Here is a 24,574-nt window from a genome sequence, read left to right as displayed (position 1 = left end):
AGACGAACGGCTTGGGCGAGAGATTCGGAGCCCGTGCTTCACCGAAAATTCGGCCACCTTAGCTCATCGTGCGTACGATGCGGTCGTCGTGGCCCGTTTGCGCATCGGAGAGCTGCTCGTTTCATCGAAAATCCTCAGCGAGGAACAACTCGAGGAGGCTTTGAAGCTCCCTCGCGCGCCCGGTCAGCGGCTGGGCGAGCTTTTGGTGGCGCGGGGGCTCGTGACCGAGACGCAGCTCACGCAAACGTTGGGGCAGCAGTTGAGCGTGCCGTGGGTCTCACTCTACCACGTGGACTTCTCGCGCCAGCTTCTCAATTTGGTGCCGCACGAGCTCGCGGACCGCTATTGCCTGGTGCCCATCTTCGTGCGGCGGGTGAAGCGGCAAGACACGCTCTACGTGGCGATGGCCGACCCCACCAACGACACCGCGCTCGACGAAGTGGCGCGCTCCGCAGGGTTGCCCGCCCGGCCGATGATCGGCTCGCCCACCGACATTCGCAGCGCCATCCGCGTCTACTACGGCGCCGGACCCGAGACGTCCGAGCGCGAGACGCCGCGGCCCATTCCGCCGCCGCCCCCGACGAACCCCGAGGGGATCGCCGCCCGAGGGGTGCGTGGGACGCCTCCCACCGTGACCTCGGAGGCGCGGCCTCTCACGGCGACCTTGCCGTCGGCGGCGGGGCCGTCCGCGGCGGGGCCGTCCGCGGCGGGGCCGTCTGCGGCGGGGCCGTCCGCCTCGCTCCCGCGAAGGTCGCGTGGTGCTGCGCAGCGGGTTCCGGTCGCGGAGCGCAGCTCCGTGTCGGAAGAGGCTGCTCGACCGGCGCCCTCGTCGTTGCCGGCAACGGTGCCGGCGCCGGCGCCCGAGGGGGAGAGGGCTTCCGTCGATCGTGCCTCGGCGGATCGGGCGTCCGTCGACCGCGCGTCGGTCGACCGTGCGTCTGTGGATCGGGCGTCCGTCGATCGCGCCTCGGTGGACCGGGCGTCCGTCGATCGCGCCTCGGTGGACCGTGCTTCCGTCGACCGTGCCTCGGTGGACCGTGCTTCCGTCGATCGTGCCTCGGTGCCGGAGCGGCCGTCGAGCGGGGAGCGGCTGTCGGGGGAGGAGCGGCCCTCGACGGAGCGCCCCTCGGTGGACAGCCCCGATGTGGATCCGGAGATCGAGGCGCGCGAAATTTATGTCAACACGGAGTGGCGTCGGCCGCCGATGGTCGAGATCACGCTGCTCGACGGGACGACCTTGCAGTTGCCCGCGCGGATCGCGCGGCGGCGAGGCGGGGCGGGAGGGCCGGCGGGCGCCGATCTTTCGGAGGGCTTGACGGCGCGCGACTTGATTCGCGCCCTTCGCGCGCGGGCGGAAGGCGCCGATGCGCGGGCGGTGCTCGGGGAGGATCTTCGCTGGGAGCCTCTGTTCGCGGCGCTCCTGTCGCTCCTGATGCGAAAAGGGCTCATCGCCGACTGGGAGTTCATCGACGAATTCCGCCGGGTAACGGCGGCAAAAAAGAGTAAACCGCCGCCCAAAACCTGACCGCGCGGACGACCCCTACGCCCAAGCGCGGACGACCTCTACGCCCCGGAGCGCGGACGACCCCTACGCCCAAGCGCGGACGACCTCTACGCCCCGGAGCGCGGACGACCTCTACGCCCAGGCGCGAACGGCGCGTTCTACGGAGTAACGGCCACGCCCTTCGCGTGCAGCGCCTCGATCTCCGCGTCGGAGAAGCCACCTTCGCGCAAGACGGCGCGCGTATGCTCGCCCTGATGCGGCGGCGGACGGTGCTGCGCATCGGGCGCGGTCACCGGCAACCGGAACTGCAGGAGATTCCCCCACGGCGAGGGCAGCTCGAAGAACACCCGTCGCGCGGCGAGCTGCGGATCACTCGCGAGCTCCTCGGGGAGCAGCACCGGCTCGAGGCAGCAATCGACGCGGCTGCCGAAGTCGATCCACTCGGCCAAGGTGCGGCTCAGGAAGATCTCGCGGAACTTCGCCTTGAGCCCCTCTTGGTGCGGCCCCGGCATCAAGGCCCCCAGATCGATCTCGACCTGCACGCCGGCGGCAAACGCCATCAGGAACTTGGGCTCCAGCGCGCCGAGCGTGACATAGCGCCCGTCTTTCGTCTCGTAGGTGCCGTAGGGTGCCACGGCGCCGGACAAGGTTTCGTTGCCGCGCTGAGGCATCAGGCCCGCGAGCATCTGCCCGAAGCTCGACGCGGCGAACCCCATGCTCGCTTCGAGCATCGACACGTCGACGACGCTCCCCTGCCCCGTGCTCGCACGGGCCGAGAGCGCGGCCAGGATGCCGATCACGCTCCAGAGGGCGCCACCGATGTCGGCCAGCTGAAAGCCCATGACCGCCGGTGGAGCGCCGGGCGGGCCTTGGAAACCGAGCACGCCGGAGCGGGCGAGGTAGTTGATATCGTGGCCCGCACGCAGACGGAGCGGGCCCGTTTGCCCGTAGCCGGTGAGCGCGCACACCACCAGGCGCGGGTTGCGCTCGCGCAAGAGCGCGTGGGGCAGCCCGAGGCGGTCCATCACACCCGGGCGAAACTGCTCGAGCACCACGTCGTAGGACTCGACGAGGCGCAGGAGCGCGTCCCTCCCCTCGGGCTTTTTGAGGTCGAGGACCGCACTCCGCTTGTTTCGATTGATGGCGAGAAAGAGGCCCGACTGCGTGCCGCCTTCGCCTGCCACCGCCGGCGGCATGTGCCGCAGGTAATCGCCACCCCCGGGATCTTCGATCTTGTCGACCTGGGCCCCGAGATCCGCCAGCACCAACGATGCGAACGGTCCCGGGAGCAGCCGGCTCAGATCGAGGATCTTGATGCCCGAAAGCGGGGACGGACGTGCGCCCGATTCTTCGCCCGAAATCTTGCTCATCGTGCTCGCCCCCCTCGATCGATCACTTGTAGCTAAAGAGCTTCTGGAGCTTCATGGCGAGCATTTGATTGCCGGCCACCTTGAGCTTGCCCCCGAAAAAGAGCTGCATGCCGTTCGCTTGCGGATTCTCGATGAGCTTCTGAAAATCTTCGGAGGCGATCGTGATCGTGCAGTCGGCCGCTCCGCTGCCGGCCTTACACGCAGGGCCGGTGTCCGAAACGTCGATGTTCCACTCGCCCTCGCCGGTCACGTTGATTTGGTATTTTGCGCCGATGGTCTTCGCGTCCGCCGCGTTCTTCGCCAGCGCTGCAGGGAGTTCTTCGTTGAACAGCTTTTTGATGTCCACAGCCATCGCTCGCCTCCTAACAACCTCAACCATTAGCCCAATGGCCTAACCCCCCAGAAGTGGGAGGGCGGTGGCCAAAACTGAATCGCGATTCAGTTGGCTACCATCCGGATGTGCATCGCGTCAAGGGGACGCGCAAAGCTACTCGCAGAATGTAGGCGTAGCGTACGCCGGAAACGAAGCCAGCGTCTCGCGCCGCAGCTTGCCGGCGGTGATGATTCCCCGGTACGCCGAGGCGCTCGGACGGGCGGTGCGCGCGCCCGTGTTGGGATCGTACGAGAACAGACCGAACTTGGGGCAATATCCCGATTCCCATTCGAAATTATCGACCAGCGACCAATGAAAATAGCCGAGCAGCGGAACGCCTTGCTGCATCGCCCAACCGGCCTGGTAGATATGCTCGGCCAGAAAGCGCGGTCGGTTCTTGTCGGACGCGTCGGCCAGCCCGTTCTCCGTGATCAGCAGAGGCAAGCCGTAATCTTTCGCCGCCAGCAGCACCGTGCGGAGGCCCTCGGGGTAGATATCCCATCGAACATCGGTCTTCGCGCGCCCGGTGTTCAGATTGGCCTCGCTCAGCGCCACGTCGAGCCCCGGGATCTTGGGGCTCCCGGTGGTGCTCACCAAGGTGTCCGAATAGTAATTGATGCCGATGTAATCGGCGCGCCGCACGAGCTCGGGGTCGGCGCGCTTGTCGTTCGGGCCATCGAGCTTGCCGTCGAAGTCATCGTCCCAGTCGCCCTTGACGATGGCGTCGAGGAACCAGCGGTTCCACACGTACTCGATGCGCTTGGCGGCGCTCACGTCCTCGGCATTGTCGGGGTTCTCCGCGTGGAACGTGCGCAGGTGCGCCGCCACCGACACCCTGGCCGCCACGCCGCCCGCGTCCGGCCCCGCGGCCGACACGGTATCCACCCGATGAATCGCGTCGTAGGCGCGAGCGTGGGCGCGCGCTTGAATCTGCGCGACCTTGAAGGCGCGCGCCGTTTGGCCGACGGCGCCCGGCGGGTGAACCCCTGCGATGTAGCCCGAGATGGCGACCACCAGCGGCTCGTTGATGGTCACCCAATCATCGACCTTGTCCTTGAAGCGCGCGGCCATGCGCTCGGCGTACGTGGTAAACAGGGCAACGGCGGACGGATCCTCCCATCCCGTCTGGCCCGCGGTGGCGAGGTAGTCGGGGAGGGAAAAATGGACCAAGGTGACCAGCGGCGTGATGCCCGCGGCGCGCAGCTTGGTGAGCAGGCCATCGTAGACGGCGAGGGCGTTGCCATCGGGCAGGTCTTTGTCGAACGATTCGCGGGTGGGGTAGATGCGGGCCCACTCGATCGAGAAGCGGTAGGCGTTCTGACCGCTCTCCTTGAGGGCGCGGACGTCGTCGTCGATGTGGTTGAGCGAGTCGGGGCCGCCCACATCGGGCTTTTCGCCGCGCTTGATCTTGGGCGGGTCCTGGGTCACCCACTTGGACCAATCGGCGTGCGCGATGCCCTTTTCGGTCTGAAAGGCCGACGTGGCCGAGCCCCAGAGGAAGCCTTGCGGGAAGGTCACCTCTTCGGGCCCGACCTCGCCCGCGTCGCTGCCGGTGTCGCGGGCCTGTGCATCGCGAACCGGTGGCTGGAAGTCATCGGGGTTGGTTTTGTCGCAGCCGGCGGCGGCGGGAAGGAGCGCGAGCCCGAGCGAGCTCGTGAAGACGAAGATTGGAAGCGAACGGCCCCATCGCGGCATCATGGGGATGCATTGTACGTTATGGGGCGAGCAGCAGGGTACTCGCAGCAAGGAGCTTTCTCATGGGTCTTCTGGACGGCAAGGTCGCGATCATCACGGGTGCGGGCGGCGGCATCGGGCGGGCGCACGCTCTTCTCTTTGCGCACGAAGGGGCGAAGGTGGTGGTCAACGACGTCGGCGGAGCCCGCGATGGCTCCGGAGAAGACAGCGGCGCCGCGGCCCTGGTCGCGCAAGAGATCGAGCACGCCGGCGGCAAGGCGGTGGCGCACACCGAATCGGTCACCGAGGCGAGCGGCGCCCAGAGCCTGGTGCGCGCGGCGGTGGAGGCCTTCGGCCGCGCCGACATCCTCGTCAACAACGCCGGCATTCTGCGGGACAAGACGTTCCTCAAGATGGACGAGGCCATGTGGGACTCGGTCGTCTCGGTGCACTTGAAAGGGTCGTTCCTGGTCTCGCAAGCCTTCGCGAAACAAGCCGTCGCGCAGGGCGAGGGCGGGCGCATCGTCAACACCACCAGCGTGAGCGGGATGCTCGGCAACTTCGGCCAGGCCAACTACGCCGCCGCCAAGGCCGGCATCTACGGCCTGACGCGCACGATGTCGATCGAGCTCCAAAAGCAGCGCATCACGGTCAACGCGCTGGCGCCCATCGCCAAGACGCGCATGACCGAAGATCTGCCGATGTTCCAGGGCGTGGACACGATGACCGCCGACCACATCGCGCCGGCCGCGCTCTTTCTGGCGAGCGATCTATGCGGCGATCGTACGGGCTACGTGCTGGCGGTGGCCGGCGCCCGCATGTACGCCTTCAAGGTGGTGGAGACCGCGGGTCGCTTCAAAGACGGCGACGGCGGGATCTGGTCGGCGCAAGAGATCGCCGATCATTGGGACGCGATCGTCAAAGGGTGAGCGGTGCGGGCACGGAGGCCGTCATGAACCGTCCAGGGACGGCGCGGATTCGCGCCAATTTGAAGCATCCGCGGCCAGCATTTGCGGTGCAACCCGGTCCCGTGCGGTTCTCACTGCATTGGTGCTAGAGTTACGGCACACATGCTAAAGCCCCGCGAGCTGGCACAAGCCACTTTCGACTATATTCGCCGCAATCCAGACGAAGTCGTTCGGGCCGCGCGCAATGCCGCGGGCCTGCGCTTCGGCGTCCCGGTGGCTGCACTCCGATATTTCACGTCGCAGATCAAGGGCCGAAAGCTCCCGAAGGATATCGAGTTGAGCACGTCGCCGCCCGATCTGCGCTTCTCCGCCACCATCGACGTGATGGGCACCGCGCTGCGCGCCACCACGTCGGTGATGGTCGACGACGTGAGCATCCGCGCCGACGCCGTTCGCGTAGGGATCCGATTGAGCAACATGAAGCTCGATCTGCTCGAAGAGAGCGACTCCCCCGTCGCCACCTTGATCAAGTCGGGCGCGCTCGATCTCTCGAAGCCGGCGAACCTGGTGGGCTTCGCGCCCAAGAAACCCGACGCGCTGGTGGAAGCCGAAGGCGATCGCATCGTGCTCGATCTGATGAAGGTCCCCAAGCTGGCCGCGAGCAGCGCCTTTCGCAAGGCGCTCTCGATCATCTCGCCGCTCATCGGCGTGCGCAAAGTCGAAGCCGACTCCGACCACGTCTATGTGGCTCTCCGCGCAACTCCGCGCGGTCTCCTGCAAGCCATCAACGCCATCCGCAACGGCGCCTGAGTCGCGCACTGCCGCATCGCAAGGATGCGTGCGCCTGCGCCAGCGGACGCCCCGTCACAAGGGCGGGACGGCAAACGCCTGAAGCTTGCGGAGCTGGGCGCGCTCGGTGCTGGGGGCTGCGCGTACCTGCGCCAGCGGACGCCCCCGTCACAAGGGCGGGACGGCTAGCGCCTTGGCGAGCAGTTTGCGGAGTTGGGCGCGCTCGTCGGCGCTGAGGACTGCGCGTACCTGCGCCAGCGGACGCCCCGTCACAAGGGCGGGACGGCTAGCGCCTTGGCGAGCAGTTTGCGGAGCTGGGCGCGCTCCGTCGGCGCTGAGGGCTGCGCGTACTTTCGCCAGCGGACGCCCCGTCACAAGGCGGGACGGCTAGCGCCTTGGCGAGCAGTTTGCGGAGCTGGGCGCGCTCGTCGGCGCTGAGGGCTGCGCGTACTTTCGCCAGCGGACGCCCCGTCACAAGGGCGGAACGGCCAGTGCCTTGCGAGAAGCTTGCGGAGCTGGGTGCGCTCCTCGGTGCTGGGGGCTGCGCGTACTTTCGCCAGCGGACACCCCGTCACAAGGGCGGGACGGCTAGCGCCTTGGCGAGCAGTTTGCGGAGTTGGGCGCGCTCGTCGGCGCTGAGGGCTGCGAGCACCTCGTCTTCGAGACGTAGGAGCTCGCGCTCGGCGCGCTCGAGTGCGAGGTGGCCGGCTCGGGTGAGCGCGACGTTGTGTTTGCGCCGGTCGTTGGGATCGCGGACCCGCTCGACATAGCCCGCTTCCTCGAGCTCGTTGAGCCAGGTCACGATCGTGTTCTGTGTGGTGCGCAAGGTGTCGCACAGGTTCTGTTGCGGCAAAGCCCCGCGGTCTTCCAAGGTGGCGAGGAGGTAGACCTGCTTGGAGTTCATCCCGAGGGCCTCCTCGTGAACTTTGGCGTGCACGCGTCGAACCAGACGCGTCATATGGGGGATCGGGTAGGTCGCACGGGAGGCCACGGTCCCAACGAATATAACGCACGGCCACGGTCTTGCCGTGTATGCCCATGGTCTTGTCGGCGTTGATAGTCACAACTACTGTGACTATCATGGACATCGACACGACCGCACCGCGGCCTTCGCGCCGCCGGTGGATTGCTTTGTTTGCCGTGCTCCTGGGTCAATTCATGCTGGTGCTGGACGCGACGGTGGTGAACGTGGCACTGCCGGCCATGCAGGCGGACTTGCACCTGCCCCAAGCCCAGCTCACATGGATCACGAACGCCTATTTGATCGCGTTCGGCGGCTTCTTGCTGCTCTTCGGGAGGCTGGGCGATCTTCTGGGCCGGCGGCGAATCTTCTTGCTGGGCCTGGGGGTATTCACCCTGGCGTCGGCGGCATGCGGCCTCACGCACGACGCCACCACCCTGATCGCCGCGCGATTTCTGCAAGGCATCGGCGCCGCGGCCTCGGCGGCGGTCGTCCTGGCGATCGTGGCCATCGAGTTTCCGGAGCCGGCGGAGCGCACGCGCGCCATGAGCGGGTACATGTTCGTGAGCGTCTCGGGGAGCTCCGTGGGGCTCTTGCTCGGCGGGGCGCTCACGCAGATGGTCGACTGGCATTGGATCTTCTTGATCAACATCCCCATCGGCCTGTTCGGCATTCCGCTCGGGCGGGCGGTGCTGCGGGAGAGCCCGGCGCCCGGGATTCGCAATGGCGTCGACGTGACGGGCGCCATCATGGTCACGGCGGCGGCGATGCTGGCGGTCTATGCGCTCGTCGAGGGCTCGAACCACGCGTGGACCTCGGGCGCGGTGCTGGTGCCGGCGGCCATCGCGCTGATCACGCTCGCGCTCTTCTTCGTGCTCGAGGCGCGCATCGCGAACCCCATCTTGCCGCTGCGCATTCTGCGGGTGCGAAGCTTGATGGTGACCAGCGTGGTGCGCGGGTTCATGATCATGGGCATGTACGCGGTGTTCTTTTTCGGCTCGCTGGAGCTGGCCCAAACCGCGGGGTTCGGGCCGCTGGACGTGGGCCTGGCGTTCTTGCCCATGACGGCCACCGTCGGCATTCTTTCGCTCGGGCTGAGCGCGCGCCTGGTCGCGCGATTCGGGGCACACAGGGTGCTCCTAGGCGGAATGGCGCTCATCGCGCTGGCGCTCCTGTCCTTCGCGCACCTCTCGCCCTCGGCGCCCTACTGGCCCTGGCGTTTCGGCTCGTACACGCTGCTCGGCCTCGGCGCAGGCAATTCGTTCTTACCGCTGCTCACCATCGCCATGTCCGAGGTGCCATCGGCCGACGCAGGCCTCGGCTCCTCCATCGTCAACCTCTCCCAGCAACTCTCCGCCGCCGTCGATCTGGCGCTCCTCGCCACCGCCGCATCCCAGCGCACCGACCACCTCCGCGCCGATCACGTCACCTCCGCCGAAGCGCTCGTCGGTGGCTACCACTTCGCATACACCCTCGCCGCCATCGGCGTGCTCGCGGGCCTCACCGTCGCCGCGCTCTTCTTGCGCCCGCGCCCACGCCCTCGCGAGCAAGCCACACCGCTATCATCATCCACCGTATAACTCCCGCAACCGCGCCACGCTCTGCACGAGCCCATTTCGCTGAAGCGCGTCGAGCACCTCGGCCACGGTCTTGGGAGGATTTTTGAGCGAGGCCGCTTGCTCTTGCAACGCCCCGCAAATCGCAGCCGGCGCGAGGTCGATGCTGTCGAGAACGAAGTCGTCGGGGTGCACGGCTTCCAATCCGAAGGGCTCGAGCTTGGGCTTCGGAAAATCATCGAGGTTGGACGTCACGATGACTTGGGCACCTGCTCGGATGGCCGCAGCAACGACGTGGCGATCGTCGGGATCGGGCAGTTGAACGCCTGCGATGAGCTCCTCGTACCCCGAAACGAGCACGTCCGGGATCGCTTGGTTCATCATCTGGCGCGTGCGCGCAAGATGCACGGGCTGAAGGTCGGAGCGATCCCGCAAGATGCTGCGGAAGCACTCGTCGAGGATGGTCTCGCTCCAATGGGCGCGAACGAGGCCCGTCCGTGCGATGCGAATGAGCAAGTCGCGCATGGGCGCGGGATAGAGCACGCACGCGTCGTAGAGGACGACGAACGCCATCGGCCCTAGGTTTACAGCGTCGACCTCGGTTCGTCGCGCTTTGCCTTATTTTTTCGGTGCTTGTGCTATCCGCGACTCAGGCGTGGCGGGCTTATCTGTTTCGTTTATTGCGATTATTTGGGTTCTGGCTATAACGAATGGCTCGAGGATGGAGAAGCCGATGCAAACGAACGCGCTCAAGGTTCCGTCGCGGCGAGACTCGCAAGAGGCGCAGGAGGCGTTGCGTCTTTTGAACGGGCTTCGACGCCAAAAGCAGCACAAGCTTCCGCGCGTGCGGATCCGTCCGGAGGGATCCCATGCCGATGTCGCGGTGGCATTGCCCATGGAGGCGTTCGAGCTATTTCTGGAGATCCTCGGCCAGATGGCCAACGGCAACGCCGTGACGATCATCCCGGTGCACGCCGAGCTCACGACGCAGCAGGCGGCCGAGCTCCTCAACGTGTCGCGCCCTCACGTGGTTGCGTTGCTCGAGCAGGACAAAATCCCGCATCGCATGGTGGGCACCCATCGCCGCATCCGCGTCGCCGATTTGATCGAGTTCAAACGCAAGGACGACGCGGAGCGCGAAGCCGCCCTCCAAGAGCTCTCGGCCGAAGCCCAAAAGCACGATCTCGGCTACTAACGCCGCCGCATATACGATGCACAAGGCTCGAGCCCCAACCTACGCCGGACGTCCATCAAGCCGGTTCGGCAACGGGGTTCCCTTCGTGCTCCCCGCGGCGCGCACGAAGCGTGATTTACAGGCGGACGTCGATGTAGAGGCCGCGACGTAGATCTTGGAGCCAGATTTTGCGCTGGCGCTCGATGACTTCGCCCATGGCGCGCTCGCGCATGAGGGGCTTCACGTCTTCGAAGGTGGGGATGTGCGGGCCCTTGGCGAGGTAGGTGATGACGAAGGCTTCGGAGCCGAAGGCCATCGGCTCGGAGACTTCGCCTTCTTTCAAGGCCTTGGCGGCGTCTTGCAGGGCGGGGAGCAGCGCGGAGATAGGCTGCGAGCCGCTCGAGCCGCAGTTGGCCTTCGTGCGAACGTCTTCGGAGTATTGGGTCACGAGCTTGCAGAAGTCTTCGCCGGCGCGGGCCTTGCGCACGATTTCATGCGCCAGTTCTTCGCGCTCTTTGAACTCGGGCTCGCTCGCGTTCTGCGGCAGGCGCAGCGCCAAGAGCCGCAGATCGACGGCGCGCTCGTCGCCCATTTCTCGGACCCAGCGGCTGTAGACGGCGCGCACGTCTTCTTCGCTCACCCGCACCCGCGGCATCACCCGCAGCTGAATGAGCTTCCCCTCGAGCACCTGCCGGCGCATCTCTTCGCGGTAGTCTTGCTCGCTCAAACCTTGGCGCCTGGCCTCGGCGAAGAACTGGGGCAGCGACAGGTTGTAGGCTTGCGCCCTCTGCCGGATGGCGCCGTCGATCTCCTCGGTGGTCACCGCGATGCGCGACTTGTCGGCGTTCTGCTCCTCGAGCCGCTCGTCGATCATCTTGTTGAGGAGATCGCGGTACAACTTGGTCTCTTCGGCCGCGCGCTGCGTCGGATTGAGCCCCTGGCTGTACAGAATGTAGAGCGAGGGCCGCGCGCGCTTGCGCAGATCGGTCAGCAGGATCGGACGCTCACCGACCACCGCCACCACACGCTCGACGATGGATGCGTCGCTCGCTCCAGTGAAGGTCGCGCTCGCCGACAAGGCGGCCGAAAATGCAAGCCATCGAAGAAAACGTCTCACGGAAGCTGGTCCTATCACACCTGCGGCGACTTTAACTATTGCACGGTAAAGGTACCGAGCTCGAGCCGGTGATCGTCGACCTTGCTCTTGCCGGGGTCGACCACGAAGATCCGCTTTCCATTCCCGCGAACCCTCCAAAGCCCCACGTGAACGGTCCACGTCCGACGGGCCGCATCGTAGGGGATGGTCATCTGGACCACGTCCCGGAGCGTCTTGCCCGGGGGCGCCTTCTCGAACGCCAGCACGTCCGAGATCATGACGTGATCGGCGCGAAGCTCCTCGTTCGATCCCGAGCCGCCCCCGGACGCGGGGAGCACATGAACGAACACCCCCATTTTCGAGCCCACGTCGGGTGAGACCCTCCAGTCCAGCTCCAAGGTCACCACCGATTCGGGTGCCACGGAAGACGGCGTCACCTTGAAGGCCTCGAGGGTCACCCCCTCGGCGAACTGCGCGTCGATCCGGGTGGCGTCCGCCGGGGGAGCGTCCGCCACGATGTCCTCCCCCGTTGGGGTCTTCCAGTCCACCGACGGCGGCGAAGGTTCGTGAACCAGCGCCAAGGTCAAGGCCAGCGGCGCCAGAGGCAAGGCCACGGCGAGGGCGTACTCGCGCCCATCGAGCGCGCGTACGCCCGCACGCCGGCGCAAAAGCGCGATGAGGACGATCAGGGTCGTCAGCGAAATCGCGGCACCGCCCGTGGCCGCGCGCGGGAGGAAGCGAACCACGACATCGTGCGCCCCCGCGGGGAGGGCCACCGCCAAGAGCCCCTTCACGTTCTCGACCGTTCCCTCGCTGGTGCGCCACCCGGGGTGCCAGTTTTGATTGATGAACACCCGCCCCGGCTTGGTGAGCTCCGCGTGCAACGTGATGGCGTTCGGCGTCCAGCGCGTGCGGCTCACCGTACCGCCGGACGGGTCCTCCAGGTACTCCTCGGCCGGAAGATCGCCGCGTAAGAGCCGCGATTGCGGCACCGGGTACGCGTCGTAGCAGGAGAGGCAGCCGCGCTCCATCGGACCGTAGTACGCGAGCGCCCAGCGCGTACCGCGCGCCTGGCGGAAAGGTTGATCGACCGCGACCGGCGGCGCCACCATCGGCCGGCCGTTGGCCGCCGCGTGATGGTTGGCGATGAGCGGCTGCAAATTGACCGCGAGGAGCAAAGGCGCGAGGGCCGCAAAGACCACGACTTGGAGCGTCGGCGCATACGCGCCATGCGCCCGCAAAAGAACCTGGAGCCGCGTGATTCCGAGGGCCGCCACCACGCTGACCAAGAGCGCCAAGAGCACCAGGAACCGCTCCGGATAGCGCAGCGCCGAGTAGATCGGCAGCTGCCGCAGCGCTGCGAAGAGCGACACCTTGATGCCGTAGCCCTGCGCCAGCCAGATCACCGCCGCGCCGGCGAGGACGTACGACCACATCTTCTTTCGCGCCAGCCCCGCCGCCACCGCCACGACGCAGAAGCCGCCCACCAGGTAGTTGCCGGCGATGGGAAAATCACCGTTTTCGTCGGGCCGGATCTGCCCGAGGAGCGCAGGAAAGATGTTCTTCGGATGGATCCCGGGCGCGCCCCCCACGATGCGCGGCGCCATCTGCAACGTCTGCAGCACGGGCCACAGCCGCGCGGCCGAGAGCCCGAGCGCCAGCACGAACGCGAGCGCCACCATCTTCATCGCGGCGAGCCGGCGGCCGCGCACCGAGGGGCGCGACACCAGGCCGTCCACGATCTCGTACGCGCAAAAGAGCGCCGAGAGCGGCGCCGTGTACGTGCCGCCGAACCCGATCATCCACGCGAAGGCCGCGGCCGTGATCACCACGCCCGCACGACCTCCGCGGCCGCCGGCCATGGCGCGCCGCAGGCCGAAGGCGGCCCATGGAAGCAGCTCGAAGCCAAAAAAGTTGTACCAGCCGAGGGCCGGCAGAAACGCAAAGAGACCGCTGGTCGCAAAAATGGGCGCCGAGAGGGTCGCGCCCAAATGCGATGCGCCGCGCGCCCGCACGTAGCGGTACGTCCCCTCCAGCCCGATCAGGATCATCGCAAAGGCGATGAGCGACTCCGCGCGCAAGGTCCCGAAGATCAGCGAGAGCAGGAACGTCGGCGACAGATGGCGGCTCTGGGGGGTGCCCAGAAGGTCCATGCCGCCGCAGTAGTAAGGATCCCACAGCGGCACTTGGCCGAACTGGAGCACCGCCTTTCGGGCCGACTCTTCGTACTGAACCAGCGGGTGCGAGTCGCGGTACGCGTTCAGCGAGCCGGCGAGGCGGAGCAGCGGCCAGGTGCACGCGAGCGCCACCAGCGCGAAAAAGAAGAGCCGAAACGGGGTGCGCGCTGCCTTGCGACCGAGCCACCCGAGCGCGCCGCGCACCCGGGCGGTCCACGCCGTCAGTGAATCGGGCGCGGACGGCACGGTGGCACGAAGGGATTGAGCGAGACGTTGGCGGGCGCCGGCCATTGGCCGTGCAGCCCCTGGTCGGAGGCGAGGAGCACGTCGGGGAGACGGATCCCGTCGCGGTTCGCGAGGGCGCGGGCGCGCTGGAGCTCGAAGTTGTGAAAGGCGTCGTCCTGCGACCAGAGATCCGCAGGGAAATCCTTGGCGGCGTCGCGGCGCATGGTTCGCTCCTCGCGCGCCAGCGACAAAAACACCGATGCGCGCTCGGCCTCCGTGGCCGGGCGCGCATCGGAAATCGGCGTGGCGGTCGACGCGCGGACGATGGCGACCGCGATGACCGCGCCGAAGAGGAGCCAGGGCGACCAGTGGGTGTACGAGAGCGAGCTCACACGCCTCACCTGCACAGGTGCCTCGGCGAACTGGTTTAGCGCTTGCTGTACTGGAAGCGCTTGCGGGCGCCCGGCTGACCGTACTTCTTGCGCTCCTTCTTGCGCGCGTCGCGGGTCAGGAAGCCGGCGCGCTTGAGGACGGAGCGGCGCTCCGGGTCCATCAAGCAGAGGGCGCGCGAGATGCCGTGACGCATGGCCTCGGCTTGCGCGGAGTGACCACCGCCCGTGACCGTGGCGACGACGTCGAACTGCTCGAGGGCCTCGATGAGCTCGAGCGATTGACGCATGACCATGCGCGAGGTCTCGCGTTCGAAATACTGATCCGCCGGCGTGTCGTTGACGGTGATCACGCCCGTGCCGGGCTTGACCCAAACGCGCGCGATGGCGGTCTTGCGCTTGCCAGTGGAGTAGGTGCGGTTGTCGGTGGCGGCCATGGCTTAGAGTGTGACCTTCAGGGGCTGCGGTTTCTGCGCGGCGTGGGGGTGATCCGGCGTCGCGTACACTTTGAGTTTGGTCAGCATTTCGCGACCGAGCACGTTCTTGGGCAGCATGCCCTTGACCGCCTTCTCGATCGGAAAAGCAGGCTTGCGCTCCAGAAGGTGCCGGTAGCTCTCGGCGCTGAACCCGCCCGGGATGCCCGAGTGCGAGTAGTAGAACTTCTGGTCGAGCTTGTTGCCGGTCAGGCGGATCTTGTCGGCGTTGACCACGATCACGAAGTCGCCCGTATCTTGATGAGGGGTATACGTCGGCTTGTGCTTGCCGCGGAGAACTCGAGCAATTTCGCTCGCCAGCCGCCCAAGGGGCTTTCCGGCCGCATCCACCACGTACCACGAACGGCTGGCTTGAGCCTGCGCCTTCGTCGCCGAAAATGTCGTCTGAGACATCGTTGAAACAGCCTTTCCTACGCGAATCGAGGGGTCCCTGCGGCTCCCCATCCGAGGGCGCGGGAACCTACGAGCCTGTGTGTGCTTTGTCAAGCGCCGTCAAAACAACCCAATCGCAAAGTGGAAGGCGCCAAAGTCCTCGTAGGCTTTGCGACGGGTGAGGTTGATACCATAGTCGAAGACGAGCGGGCCCACCGGAGTCTGAAATCGCAAACCGGTCCCAACCGTTACCCGCATCGGAAATCCGTGCTCGAACGGGTACGTGGGGTCGACCCAGAGGTTGCCCACGTCGGTGAACAAGGCCGTCTCGATGGCGCCCTTGATGGGGATGCGCAGCTCGAACTTGGGGTTGATCATCAAGTTGCCCCCGCGGATGGCGATCTGCTGCGCGGTCAGCCGCGGCGGCTCGCCTGCCGGCGGCGCGGGCTTGCCCTGGTCCTCCTCGATGCGGTCGGCCAGGTCCTGGGGCATCAGCGAGTCCTGCGGAAAGCCGCGCATCGACTCCACGCCGCCCAAAAAGAAGAGGCGATCGGGGTACGTCTGCGAGTTGGGGACGAGCTGCATGTTGAGGCCCAGGCGGAGCTCCGCCGCGAAGGTGAGCCGCTTCCCCAGGGGGAGATAGCCGGCGATGACCTCCGAAAAGCGCAGAAAATGGCCGTCTTGGCTGGCGCGCGCGTCCTTCTCGGGGTTGCACGTCGTGGGGTTGTCGCACGTCAGCTTGACGTTCACCGGCTTCCAGTCGACGTGCTCGATGCCGCTCACGAAGTACGTGCCCTTGTGGGCGCTGAAGGAGTTGTCGCGGCGGTCCCACGAGACGATGGCGCGCTGCGAGAAGGCGATGCTCGTCCCATCGGGGACGCGCAAGATGCGCGCGAGATCGCCGCCGCGCGCGCCGAGGTTCTTCAAATACTCGTCCAGGCTGCCCACGTTGAAGACCTTGGCGTCGTTCTGCTCCGCCGTGGGCGAGACGAGGATCGTGACCTGGCGCACGGGCTTGTACGTCACGTTGGGGATGATGGCCGCCTTGGTGAGCACGAAATCGCGCTGCAGGGCGCGCGAGTACACGCCGTCGATGCCGGAGCGCACCAGCGGCCCCAGGCCCATCTCCGGGAACTCGCCGCGTACCGTGATGCGCCCGGCCACGCGGCTGATGGCCCCGCTCTCGCGCTCCAGCCCCTGAAAATTCTTCTTCACCTGATCGTCGAGGATGAGCGCATCGGGCAGATACGAGACCTGCACGCGGGTGGAGACGGCGATGGCGGTGCCGAAGAGGTTTCGATCGCCGATCTCCGTGGTCAGACGAAAGCCCTCACCGGTCGAGAACCCGGGGCGAACCTCCACGAACTTGGGGACGGCCTCGGCCAAGGTGATGACCACCGTTTTGTTCTTCGCGGGCACGTACGGATCGGCGAGGGCGACCTCGACGCTGCTGAAGACGTTGAGGGTGGCGATGCGCTCCTGGGTCTTTCGGATCAAGCTGGCGCGGTACGGCTGCCCGAGCTCCAGGGCGATGCGGCGGCGGATGACGCCCTCGCGCGTCAGCTCGTTTCCTTGCAGCACGATCTGCCGGACGATGACCTGCTCGCCCTCGGTGATCTCGAACCGCACGCGGGCGCGCGTATGGTCGAGCGACTCCTCGAGGTTGTACTTCACGTCGACGAAGGCGTAGCCCTCCTCGCGGTACACATCGAGCAGCTTGCGGCGCGCCTCCTCGAGCTGGATGGTGTTGGCCGGCACGCCCAGCTCGAGGGCGGCCGCGCGCGCGAGGGTCCGCTCGGAGATGGCGCGCGCGCCGCTGAAGGCCAGATCGTAGAGGGTGGTGCGCGGCCCGAGCTTCACGGGGATGCGCAGGATCATGCGGTCCTCGCACCGCACGCCGTGCGCGGGATCGGGCACGCACGTGAGGTTCGAGGGGAGCGGCGCGACCGGCAGCGGCAGGTTCGTCACGTCGTACGTGCAGATGTCGGGCGGCGGCGCGGGCAGCGGGACGGGGATGCAGCGCGACGCGAGCGACTTGCGATCGCACGCGCGCCGCACGATCTGCACCGGGCCGGCCTGCGCGTGCAGGAAGCCCTCGTGGCGATAGAGCTCCTGCACGTGCTCCACCGCGCGCCCGTACGTGTCCGCCACATAGGTTCCGTCGGGCTCGAGATCGACCGGCACGTCGCGCGTACCGCGCCCCGCCTTGGGACCCATCAGCGCGTCGACCCCGCGCGGATCGGGGCTCTTGATGATGTCGGCGCCCGGCAGCTCCTCCTCCAGGAAGCTGTCGATCTCGCGGCCGATGTCGGACACGCTCGTCGGCCCTCCCTCGGTCAGCTTGCGAACGTCGTCCTCGCGCAAGCAGGGGTAGGTGCGCGCGACCACGGCCACCCGCGAGCCCTCGGTGATCTTGAAGACGATGTGGTGCACGCGGTCGCTCGGCCCGCCGCGCTCTTCGGAGACCACCGCCACGTCGTAGTAGCCGCGCTTCTGATAAAATTCTCGAATCTTTTCGACGAGATGAATCGGGCTCAAATCCGCTTCTTTTTCGATCTCGAGGGCGGCGGTGAGGGCGTCTTGGTCGTAGTGATCGTTGCCCTCGAAGCGGGGTAGAAAGAGCTTGCCGGCCTGCACCCGCACCCGAAGCACGATGCGTCCGTCCGACTCCACCACGTCGTGCCACACGTCGGCTTGGTGGTAGCCGCGCGCGCGCAGGCGCGCCTCGAGCTGGCTGTCGGCCGCCTCGAGCGAGGTCTCGTCGGCGCGGTCGCCGGCCTTCACGCGGTAGGTGTCGTTGGTGGACGCGAGATCCTCGGGGACGGCGTCGTAGACGTAGAAAAAGCGGCGGGCGACGATGCGTGGCTCGCCGTCGCGGATCGAGAGGACGACGCCGATGCGCATCGGATCGTCGGTGGAGGCCGTCTCCAAGGCGATGGTCGCCCGCGGGTAGCCATGGCGGGCGAGCGCGATCTCCATGCGCTCTTGTTTGTCGGCCAGATCGGCGCCCACGAACTCGCCGCCCTCGACCAAGTCGGCTTCGCGCAAGAGCTCGTCGCGGTCGACTTTGACCCCGCCCATGTGGAAGCGCAAGGTCTCGATGATCTTGCGAACCGCCACCTCGACGACCATGCGGCACCCTGCGCCGTCCGCTTTTCCGGTCACGTGGCCGCGGGCGAACTGACCGCGCTCGAGCAGCTCCGAGAGCGCGCGGCGCCCGGCGGCCTCGGTGAACGGCTCACCGGGGCGGACGGTGATCACCTTGGGAAGCTTCGTCAGCCCCCACGCTTCGCCCTCGAGCTCCGTATCGATGGCCGTGATGGGGCGGCCCACGCACGGGTCGTCCTTCACCCGCGGCGGCAGGATCGGCATGGGCGCGGGCGGCGCCGGAAGCTCGGGGGGCGTGAGCACCTTGACCTCGCCCCGAGCCTTCGCGCCCGGCGCCGGCCCGCTCGGAGCGCTGGGCGGGGGCGCCGCGTGCGCAAGACGGCCTGCCGGGGTGGCGGAGACCAGCAAGGTGACGACGAACAGGAGGGGGAAGAGAAGGAAGACGCGCAGAGGGCGATCTCGCTTACTGGAACTCGAGCCGCCATCGCAAGTCGAGGCCAAGGTTCCCGATGTTCGAGGAGGATACGTCATTGACGTTGTCGTAGGAGCCGAGAACGCTGGTCCGCTGGCTCAATCGCCACTCGATGTTGGACCGGAGCTCGCGATCCTCGGACAAGCCCGTGGTCACGCTGGCGCGGATATCGTCGGTGATGCGCTTGCCGATGGTCACCTGGGGCTCGGTCCGCCCGCTGCGCGACGAGTAGCCGCTGCCAAAGCGGAAATCGTCGATGACGGGGATGGCGCTGGTGACCGCGCGATCGGCGCCCGTGGCGGTGGACAAGGCCTCGAGGGCCACGCCCGCGCCCAGGGCCGCGCCGCCGCTTTGTTGCAGCTGGTCGACCTCCGTGCGGGTCATGCCGACGGTGAGCAGCAGCACGATGTCCTCCTGGGAGAGCGGGGGATCGCTCGTCAGATCCAGGCGGAGGTTGTCGGTGTCGCCGTAGGCGTGGAGTGTGATGCGCCATAGTCCCGCGGTTCGCCCCCCCGCCCCGCCGGCCGCCGCCGACGACGATCCGTAGCGACGGTACTCGGTCGTGGCCACCACGTCGATGTTCGGGTCGATGCGCGTGGGATCGTCGAATCGAACCACCGCCTGCCGCACCTCGAACTCCGTGGACCGAAAGCGCACCCGGCCGCCCTGCTGCGCCCGCACCTCGCCCCGAAGCCCCATGCGCTGGTTGGTGCCGGTCACCCGCAGGCCCGCCGGATCGATGTTGAGCTCCACCTCCGCCAGGTTGTTGTGGATGCGCAGAGGACCGCGGTTCTTCACCTGGATGTCCAGGTTCACCGCGTCGAGCGAGGGATCGTAGCTCTCGACCACCGTCCGCTTGGCGCGCATGCCGAGGGCGCTCAGATCGGTGGTGAGCGAGATGGGCCGGGTGTACTCGCCCGACGTGAGGAGCACGTCGCCCACGATTTGAGGCAGCGGCGCCTTGGCGTCGGCGCGGGTGGAGGGCGCGGCCACCTGCAGCAAGAGATCGGCGTCGAGGGTGGTGGCGATTCCATCCCAGGGGGCGAGCCGCAGGTTGCGTCCCCGCAGATTGACCTCGCCCGCCCCCACGGTGAAGCCCGAGATGGGCAAGTGCCCGGTCACCGCCACCGTGCCCCCGGCGAACTTGGCCGACCCGCGCGAGATGCGCACCTCCGACGAGTCGGCCTGCACGTCCAGCTCGACCGCGGTGATGGGCCCCGGCAGCCCATCGACGATGAACTCGCCGCCCCGCACGCTGAGCACACCGTTCATCTCCGGCGCGCTGGCCTTGCCGGTCACATAGAGCGAGCCCCCCAAGGTGCCCTGCGCGCGTTCCAGCTTGGGCACGGCGCCCACCAGCACGCCCAAGTCGATGGGCATCAGCTCCGCGTTGAACGCCAGCTCCGGCGCCGTGCTCCATTTTCGCGCGGCGCCGCGCACGGTGATGGTGCCGCGCAGCCCCTTGCCGGCCTGCAGATCGAAGGTCAGCGGCGGCACGCCGATGGTGTTGTCCTTGACATAGACCACGGAGCTGGTCGGGCGCATCGTCACCTTTTGACCGGCGCGGCCCAAGGTCATCGACTCGGGGACGAACGAGAGCTCGGCGTGCGCCAAGTCGTTCTGGCGCACGCGCGCGATGGTCAGCTCGCCCGAGAGCTCGCCCTCGAGGGGTTGGGGCTGCGCCGCCGCCTCCACGTCGTCGGTGGCGACGGGCGGCTTGGCGACGCGCAGCAAGGCGCCGAGGTCCAGCTTCTTCGCCGCGAGCTTGCCGGTGATCAAGGCGTTCTTTTCGCGGGTCATCACGAAGTCGGAGGCCTTGAGCTGCCCGCCGAACAGATCGCCGCTCACCCGGTATTCGCCCGCAAACGCGCCCGGATCGTAGGTGGCCTTGTCGAACTCCGGGTACATGGGCGCGCCGCACGCGGTCTTGCCGATGGACTTTTTCAGCTCCGGCTCCTGCTGGATCATCGCCACGTCGACGTGCGAGCCGGCCAGGCGGGTCCCGCGCACCAAGAGCGGCGTGATGTCCATATTTCCTTGGACCTTGTAGGCGTCGATCGTCCCGCTCACCTGCGCGAAGCCGGAGACCGACCCATCGATCTCGGCGCCGGCCGAGCCGAGGGATTGCACGCGCGAGAGCGGGATCCCTTGCACGACCACGCTGCCGTTCAAGTTTCCATGATCGACCTTCGCCGAGCCAAACACGGTGCCCACAGCGATGCCATCCGGCTTGGGCCGCACTTTGCGCAACGTCGCCGCGTGCACGTCGATGCGGGCGCCGTTCAGGCCCGCCAGGCGATCGATCCACTCGTAGTTGAGATCGAGATCGCCGTCGTCGAAGGCCTCGCCAAAGAGCTTGACGTCGCGCATGTGGGCGTGGCCGGCGATGTCCAGGTAGCCGCCCTTGCACCGATCCTGCGGGCCGCCGAGGGCCACGTGGAGGGTGGAGTTGGTCGTGAAGATGCCGTCGATTTCGGCGAAGCGCGGATCCTCGTCCATCTGGAAAAGGTTGAAGAAGTCGCGCACGGCAAAGCCATTGGAGGCGACCACCGCGTCCATCAACATGTTGGCCGCGCCGCCGAAGTCGAGCTTGCCCGAGGGCATCTCGTAGCTGCTCTTGTTCTTCGTCGCCTTCACCCCGGTGAGCTCCACGGTGAGCCCCCGCAGGGTCGCGTGCCCCGCGGTCACATGGCCGAAGGGGATGCCGCTGAGCACGAAGTCCTCGATGGAGGTGTCGGCCTCGAGGCGCGGATCGCCGAAGAGGCCGTTCATCTTCACGCTCGCCTGCGCCTTGCCGGAGATGGGGATCGAGCCGAGCGGGCTGATCTCCGACAGGTCGACGATGGCTTGCGGCACGTCGACCACCAGATCTTCGTGAAAGCCGATGGAGGCAAAGCCGCCCTCGATGGTGCTCTTGGGGAGCGTGGCGCGAATGGCCTTGAACTGCAGCGCGTCGGGCCGCACCGCGATGTGCGCCGCGAGCTGCGCCTCCTTGACCCCGATGGCCCGCTGGCGCGCCGGATCGTCCACCGCCTTGTCGAACACCGCCAAGTTCGGGGTGTGCGCCGTCATGTCCCCGTCGAGCCGCAAGGGTTCGATGGTGCCGCCGAAGTGGGGGACCTTCACCTCCTTGAGATCCCAGGTGACGTGCGGGTGCTGGCTCACGCCCAGCTCGCGCATGAGCGTGGTGAAGCTCGCGTCCTTCACGTCCACGGTCGCGTGCAGCGGGATCCCTTTGACCAGCGGTTCCACTTGAACGTTGGTGAGGGTCGCGACGCCGTCCGCGATGCCGATGGTGGTGCGCGGGCTGGTGATGGCCCCCTTGGTGACCGCGATCTCGCTCTCCAGCTCGCTCGCAAGCTGATATTTTTCGATGCGCAAACGGTGCCCCCGGATTTTGCCGTTCACGTCGGGGAAGCTCATCCCCTCCAGGTAGCGAACGTCGGCATCGACCGAGATCCAACCGTCGGTCTCGGGAAAGGGCCCCGCCTTGGCGCCGATGGCCAGCGGCGTGCGCGCGGTGACGTGCCCCTCGACATGGGGCAAATCCCCCGGCTTCGTGGGCAGCCGAACGGTGGTGTGCGTGAGCGCGAGCTCCACGTTGCGCGGGTCCTCGTCCGGGAGCTTGCACGGCGGAGCGCTCCCCGCGCCCGGATCGAGATCGGCCGCCCCCAGGATCTGCAGCCGGTGAACGGCGATCGCGCGCGGATCGACGCGCACCCGGCCGTCGATGAGGCAGAGGGTGTCCTCGTCGTGGGCGGTCATCTGAGGGGAGATCACGCGGGTGCGGGAGACGTGCGCCTTGCCCATGCGCAGCGCGATCTCGAGGGTCGCGCCCTCCTGCGGATCGTCGTCCGAGGTGACGTCCACGTCGAAGCCTTGCGTCTTCAGCTTCACCCCTTCGATATCGAGGTCGAGCTCGCCGTCGGTGATGGCAAAGGAGCCCGAGGGCACGTGCAGCGGCCCCGAGGGCTTGTTCGGATCGCTCTTGGGCAACTCCAGCCCCAGGTTCGCGAGCTTTCCGTCCTTGAGGACCACGCGGACTTTGGGGCCATCGATGTCGACCTGTTCGATGGCCAGCTTGCCCGACAGCAGCCCGAAGAACTTGGGGCGCACGGCCACGCGCTGGGCCACCAAGAGCGGCTCCCCCCCATCGTTCGACTCGACCCGAACGCCGCGAAGCTCGATGGACAGCGGCCACAGCCTGGGCACCACGTCGTACTCGGCCACGATGCCCTTGGAGCGTATGAGTTGGTCGAGCTGCGAGGTGGCCCACCGCTGGAGAAACGTCGAGCGGACGGCCAGCACCACCAGCGGCGGGAGCAGCGCGATCACCGCCAGGATCACGCAGAGCACGCGCGAGATCGACCGGCCCCAGTCGCGTTCCCGCCGCCGCCGAGGGCGCGGCAGAGGGGGCAGGGCGCTACTGCGGGGTTCGTGGTCCATGCTCGGGGGGGTCAACTGTAGTCGTGAACACGTATTGTGCCCATTTTGGTCCGATTCGTTTTAGACGAAGCTCCCCATGCGTCGCCGCAGTTTAGGAGTACTGAACAAAGAGGAGCTTGTCTCGGAGCGGATCTTACGGGTCGAAAAACTCGATCCGGCGGGCGTGGTCCGCGTCCTCGAGCCCTTCGTGAACGACCGCCGGCGCGCGCGGCTCCTGGACGTCATCGGCCAGCGGATCGGGAGCATCGCGGTGCTCTTCGAGTCGCCGCACGATCCCCACAATGGCGCGGCGGTGCTGCGCACCTGCGAGGCGTTCGGCATCCAGCGGCTGCACGTCATCGAGTCGCGCGAGGCTTTTCTGGCGGCGGCCTCCGTGGCGCGCGGCGCGGAGAAGTGGGTCGATATCGTCCCCCATCGCACGGTCGAAGGGGCGCTCGACGCGGCCAAGACAGCGGACCTGGAATTAATCGCTACCCACCCCCAGGGGGAGCTCGCGCCGGAGGATCTGGCGCGGATCCCCCGGTTTGCCCTGGTCCTCGGCAATGAGCGCGACGGAATCAGCGCCCGCCTCACGGCCGCGTGCCCGAGGGCGGTCCGGGTCCCCATGCGGGGCTTCGTGGAGAGCCTCAATGTGAGCGTCACGGCCGCCATTCTACTGGCGGGCGCCACGCATGGCCGCCCGGGGGATCTCGACGAGGCGGCGCGGCTGCGCCTCTACGCCCGAGGTCTGTACCTCTCGACATCGCATGCGGACGACCTCCTGGCGCAGGCGGGATTTTCGGTATAGTCAGACCCCCATCATGACGGAGAAGGAAGTGAACAACGCGGATGAAGCCATTGGTCCCTCCTCCCCCGACCTCGGGGAGGAAAAGGATGCGAGCGTGAGCACCTCGAGCACCACGAGCAACGCTCCGAAATCGACCGGTGAAGCCGGCGAGGCGTGCGAAGACGCGCTCGCCGAAGCCCGCCTCGAGGCCGCGCGCCTCAAGGACATGTGGATGCGCACGGCCGCCGAGTTCGATAATTTTCGAAAGCGTTCGCGGCGCGAGACCGACGACGCGCGAAAGCTCGGCCAAGAGGAGATCCTGCGCGAGCTGCTCCCCGTGTTCGACAACATCGAACGCGGCATCCAGGGCGCCCAGCGCGCCCAAGAGGTGAAGGCCGTCGTCGACGGGCTGCAGATGATCCTGAAGCAGTTCGAGTCGACCCTCGGCAAGATCAACATCAAAAAGGTGCCCTCGGTCGGCACCCCGTTCGACCCCGCGGTGCACGAAGCCATTCAACAGGTCGAGACGGATCAACACCCCAGCGGCACCGTGATTTTCGAGGTGCAACCCGGCTATTTGCAGGGCGAAAAACTGGTTCGCGCGGCGATGGTCGTGGTGGCAAAAGCGAAGAGCGTCAACGCAACCGGTCAAGACGGAAGCGCGAACGGAACGTCGTGAGCGCCTAATTTTGCCGGGCTCGTCCCCGCCTCCTGCTACAT

Annotated in this window: 19 protein-coding genes; 7 read left to right on the top strand and 12 right to left on the bottom strand. The window is 67.1% G+C overall.

The window, feature by feature from the left end:
* The first annotated feature begins 88 nt into the window (after nt 1-88).
* Nucleotides 89-1,525, top strand: a complete 1,437-nt coding sequence (locus LZC94_03410) for a hypothetical protein (GenBank protein WXB16328.1) — start codon at nt 89-91, stop codon at nt 1,523-1,525.
* Between the two features lie 137 nt (nt 1,526-1,662).
* On the opposite strand, the gene LZC94_03405 is transcribed toward LZC94_03410, so the two are convergent.
* From LZC94_03405 to LZC94_03395, 3 genes are all read right to left on the bottom strand, one after another.
* The gene (locus tag LZC94_03405) at nt 1,663-2,874 is read right to left on the bottom strand and encodes a CoA transferase (protein WXB16327.1); all 1,212 of its coding nucleotides are present in this window, start codon (nt 2,872-2,874) and stop codon (nt 1,663-1,665) included.
* Nucleotides 2,875-2,896: 22 nt separating this feature from the next.
* On the bottom strand, nt 2,897-3,226 hold the full coding sequence (locus tag LZC94_03400) for an SCP2 sterol-binding domain-containing protein (protein WXB16326.1): 330 nt from the start codon (nt 3,224-3,226) through the stop codon (nt 2,897-2,899).
* Between the two features lie 135 nt (nt 3,227-3,361).
* The gene (locus LZC94_03395; GenBank protein ID WXB16325.1) at nt 3,362-4,945 is read right to left on the bottom strand and encodes a glycoside hydrolase family 1 protein; all 1,584 of its coding nucleotides are present in this window, start codon (nt 4,943-4,945) and stop codon (nt 3,362-3,364) included.
* A 59-nt stretch (nt 4,946-5,004) separates the two neighbouring features.
* On the opposite strand from LZC94_03395, the gene LZC94_03390 reads away from it, so the two are divergent.
* On the top strand, nt 5,005-5,850 hold the full coding sequence (locus LZC94_03390; protein ID WXB16324.1) for an SDR family NAD(P)-dependent oxidoreductase: 846 nt from the start codon (nt 5,005-5,007) through the stop codon (nt 5,848-5,850).
* 141 nt (nt 5,851-5,991) lie between these two features.
* The gene (locus LZC94_03385) at nt 5,992-6,639 is read left to right on the top strand and encodes a hypothetical protein (GenBank protein WXB16323.1); all 648 of its coding nucleotides are present in this window, start codon (nt 5,992-5,994) and stop codon (nt 6,637-6,639) included.
* Between the two features lie 550 nt (nt 6,640-7,189).
* Here LZC94_03385 and LZC94_03380 read toward each other — a convergent pair.
* Nucleotides 7,190-7,609: a MarR family transcriptional regulator gene (locus tag LZC94_03380; protein ID WXB16322.1), complete on the bottom strand. Its 420-nt coding sequence runs from the start codon at nt 7,607-7,609 to the stop codon at nt 7,190-7,192.
* Between the two features lie 89 nt (nt 7,610-7,698).
* Between LZC94_03380 and LZC94_03375 the strand changes: the two genes are divergently transcribed.
* Nucleotides 7,699-9,159 (top strand): MFS transporter, encoded by a 1,461-nt coding sequence (locus LZC94_03375; GenBank protein WXB16321.1) that lies wholly within the window; start codon nt 7,699-7,701, stop codon nt 9,157-9,159.
* Here the strand turns inward: LZC94_03375 and LZC94_03370 are convergent.
* Nucleotides 9,145-9,708, bottom strand: coding sequence for a PIN domain-containing protein (locus LZC94_03370; protein WXB16320.1), 564 nt, complete (start codon nt 9,706-9,708; stop codon nt 9,145-9,147). The two genes, LZC94_03375 and LZC94_03370, sit on opposite strands and share 15 nt — an antisense overlap.
* A 160-nt stretch (nt 9,709-9,868) precedes the next feature.
* Between LZC94_03370 and LZC94_03365 the strand changes: the two genes are divergently transcribed.
* On the top strand, nt 9,869-10,330 hold the full coding sequence (locus tag LZC94_03365) for a helix-turn-helix domain-containing protein (GenBank protein ID WXB16319.1): 462 nt from the start codon (nt 9,869-9,871) through the stop codon (nt 10,328-10,330).
* Between the two features lie 115 nt (nt 10,331-10,445).
* Here the strand turns inward: LZC94_03365 and LZC94_03360 are convergent, their stop codons facing one another.
* The 7 genes from LZC94_03360 to LZC94_03330 form a co-directional block, all read right to left on the bottom strand.
* Nucleotides 10,446-11,426, bottom strand: a complete 981-nt coding sequence (locus LZC94_03360) for a SurA N-terminal domain-containing protein (protein ID WXB16318.1) — start codon at nt 11,424-11,426, stop codon at nt 10,446-10,448.
* A gap of 35 nt (nt 11,427-11,461) precedes the next feature.
* Nucleotides 11,462-13,828, bottom strand: a complete 2,367-nt coding sequence (locus LZC94_03355; GenBank protein WXB16317.1) for a hypothetical protein — start codon at nt 13,826-13,828, stop codon at nt 11,462-11,464.
* The gene (locus tag LZC94_03350; protein WXB16316.1) at nt 13,804-14,199 is read right to left on the bottom strand and encodes a hypothetical protein; all 396 of its coding nucleotides are present in this window, start codon (nt 14,197-14,199) and stop codon (nt 13,804-13,806) included. Before LZC94_03350 ends, LZC94_03355 begins: the two co-directional genes overlap by 25 nt.
* A gap of 35 nt (nt 14,200-14,234) precedes the next feature.
* Nucleotides 14,235-14,633 carry a 30S ribosomal protein S9 gene (rpsI, locus tag LZC94_03345; protein WXB16315.1) on the bottom strand — a complete coding sequence of 133 codons (399 nt, stop codon included), beginning with the start codon at nt 14,631-14,633 and terminating at the stop codon, nt 14,235-14,237.
* Nucleotides 14,634-14,636: 3 nt separating this feature from the next.
* The gene (rplM, locus tag LZC94_03340) at nt 14,637-15,083 is read right to left on the bottom strand and encodes a 50S ribosomal protein L13 (GenBank protein WXB16314.1); all 447 of its coding nucleotides are present in this window, start codon (nt 15,081-15,083) and stop codon (nt 14,637-14,639) included.
* A 99-nt stretch (nt 15,084-15,182) separates the two neighbouring features.
* On the bottom strand, nt 15,183-18,671 hold the full coding sequence (locus LZC94_03335) for a BamA/TamA family outer membrane protein (GenBank protein ID WXB16313.1): 3,489 nt from the start codon (nt 18,669-18,671) through the stop codon (nt 15,183-15,185).
* Nucleotides 18,634-22,998: a translocation/assembly module TamB domain-containing protein gene (locus tag LZC94_03330; GenBank protein ID WXB16312.1), complete on the bottom strand. Its 4,365-nt coding sequence runs from the start codon at nt 22,996-22,998 to the stop codon at nt 18,634-18,636. Before LZC94_03330 ends, LZC94_03335 begins: the two co-directional genes overlap by 38 nt.
* A 166-nt stretch (nt 22,999-23,164) precedes the next feature.
* Between LZC94_03330 and LZC94_03325 the strand changes: the two genes are divergently transcribed.
* The gene (locus LZC94_03325; GenBank protein WXB16311.1) at nt 23,165-23,875 is read left to right on the top strand and encodes an RNA methyltransferase; all 711 of its coding nucleotides are present in this window, start codon (nt 23,165-23,167) and stop codon (nt 23,873-23,875) included.
* A 13-nt stretch (nt 23,876-23,888) separates the two neighbouring features.
* On the top strand, nt 23,889-24,533 hold the full coding sequence (locus LZC94_03320) for a nucleotide exchange factor GrpE (protein ID WXB16310.1): 645 nt from the start codon (nt 23,889-23,891) through the stop codon (nt 24,531-24,533).
* The last annotated feature ends 41 nt before the right edge of the window (nt 24,534-24,574 follow it).

Source organism: Sorangiineae bacterium MSr11954 (genome assembly GCA_037157815.1).
Classification (GTDB): domain Bacteria; phylum Myxococcota_A; class Polyangia; order Polyangiales; family Polyangiaceae; genus Pendulispora; species Pendulispora albinea.
The sequence above is the reverse complement of the archived record's forward strand: the minus strand, read 5'-3'. Positions and strand labels throughout refer to the sequence as shown.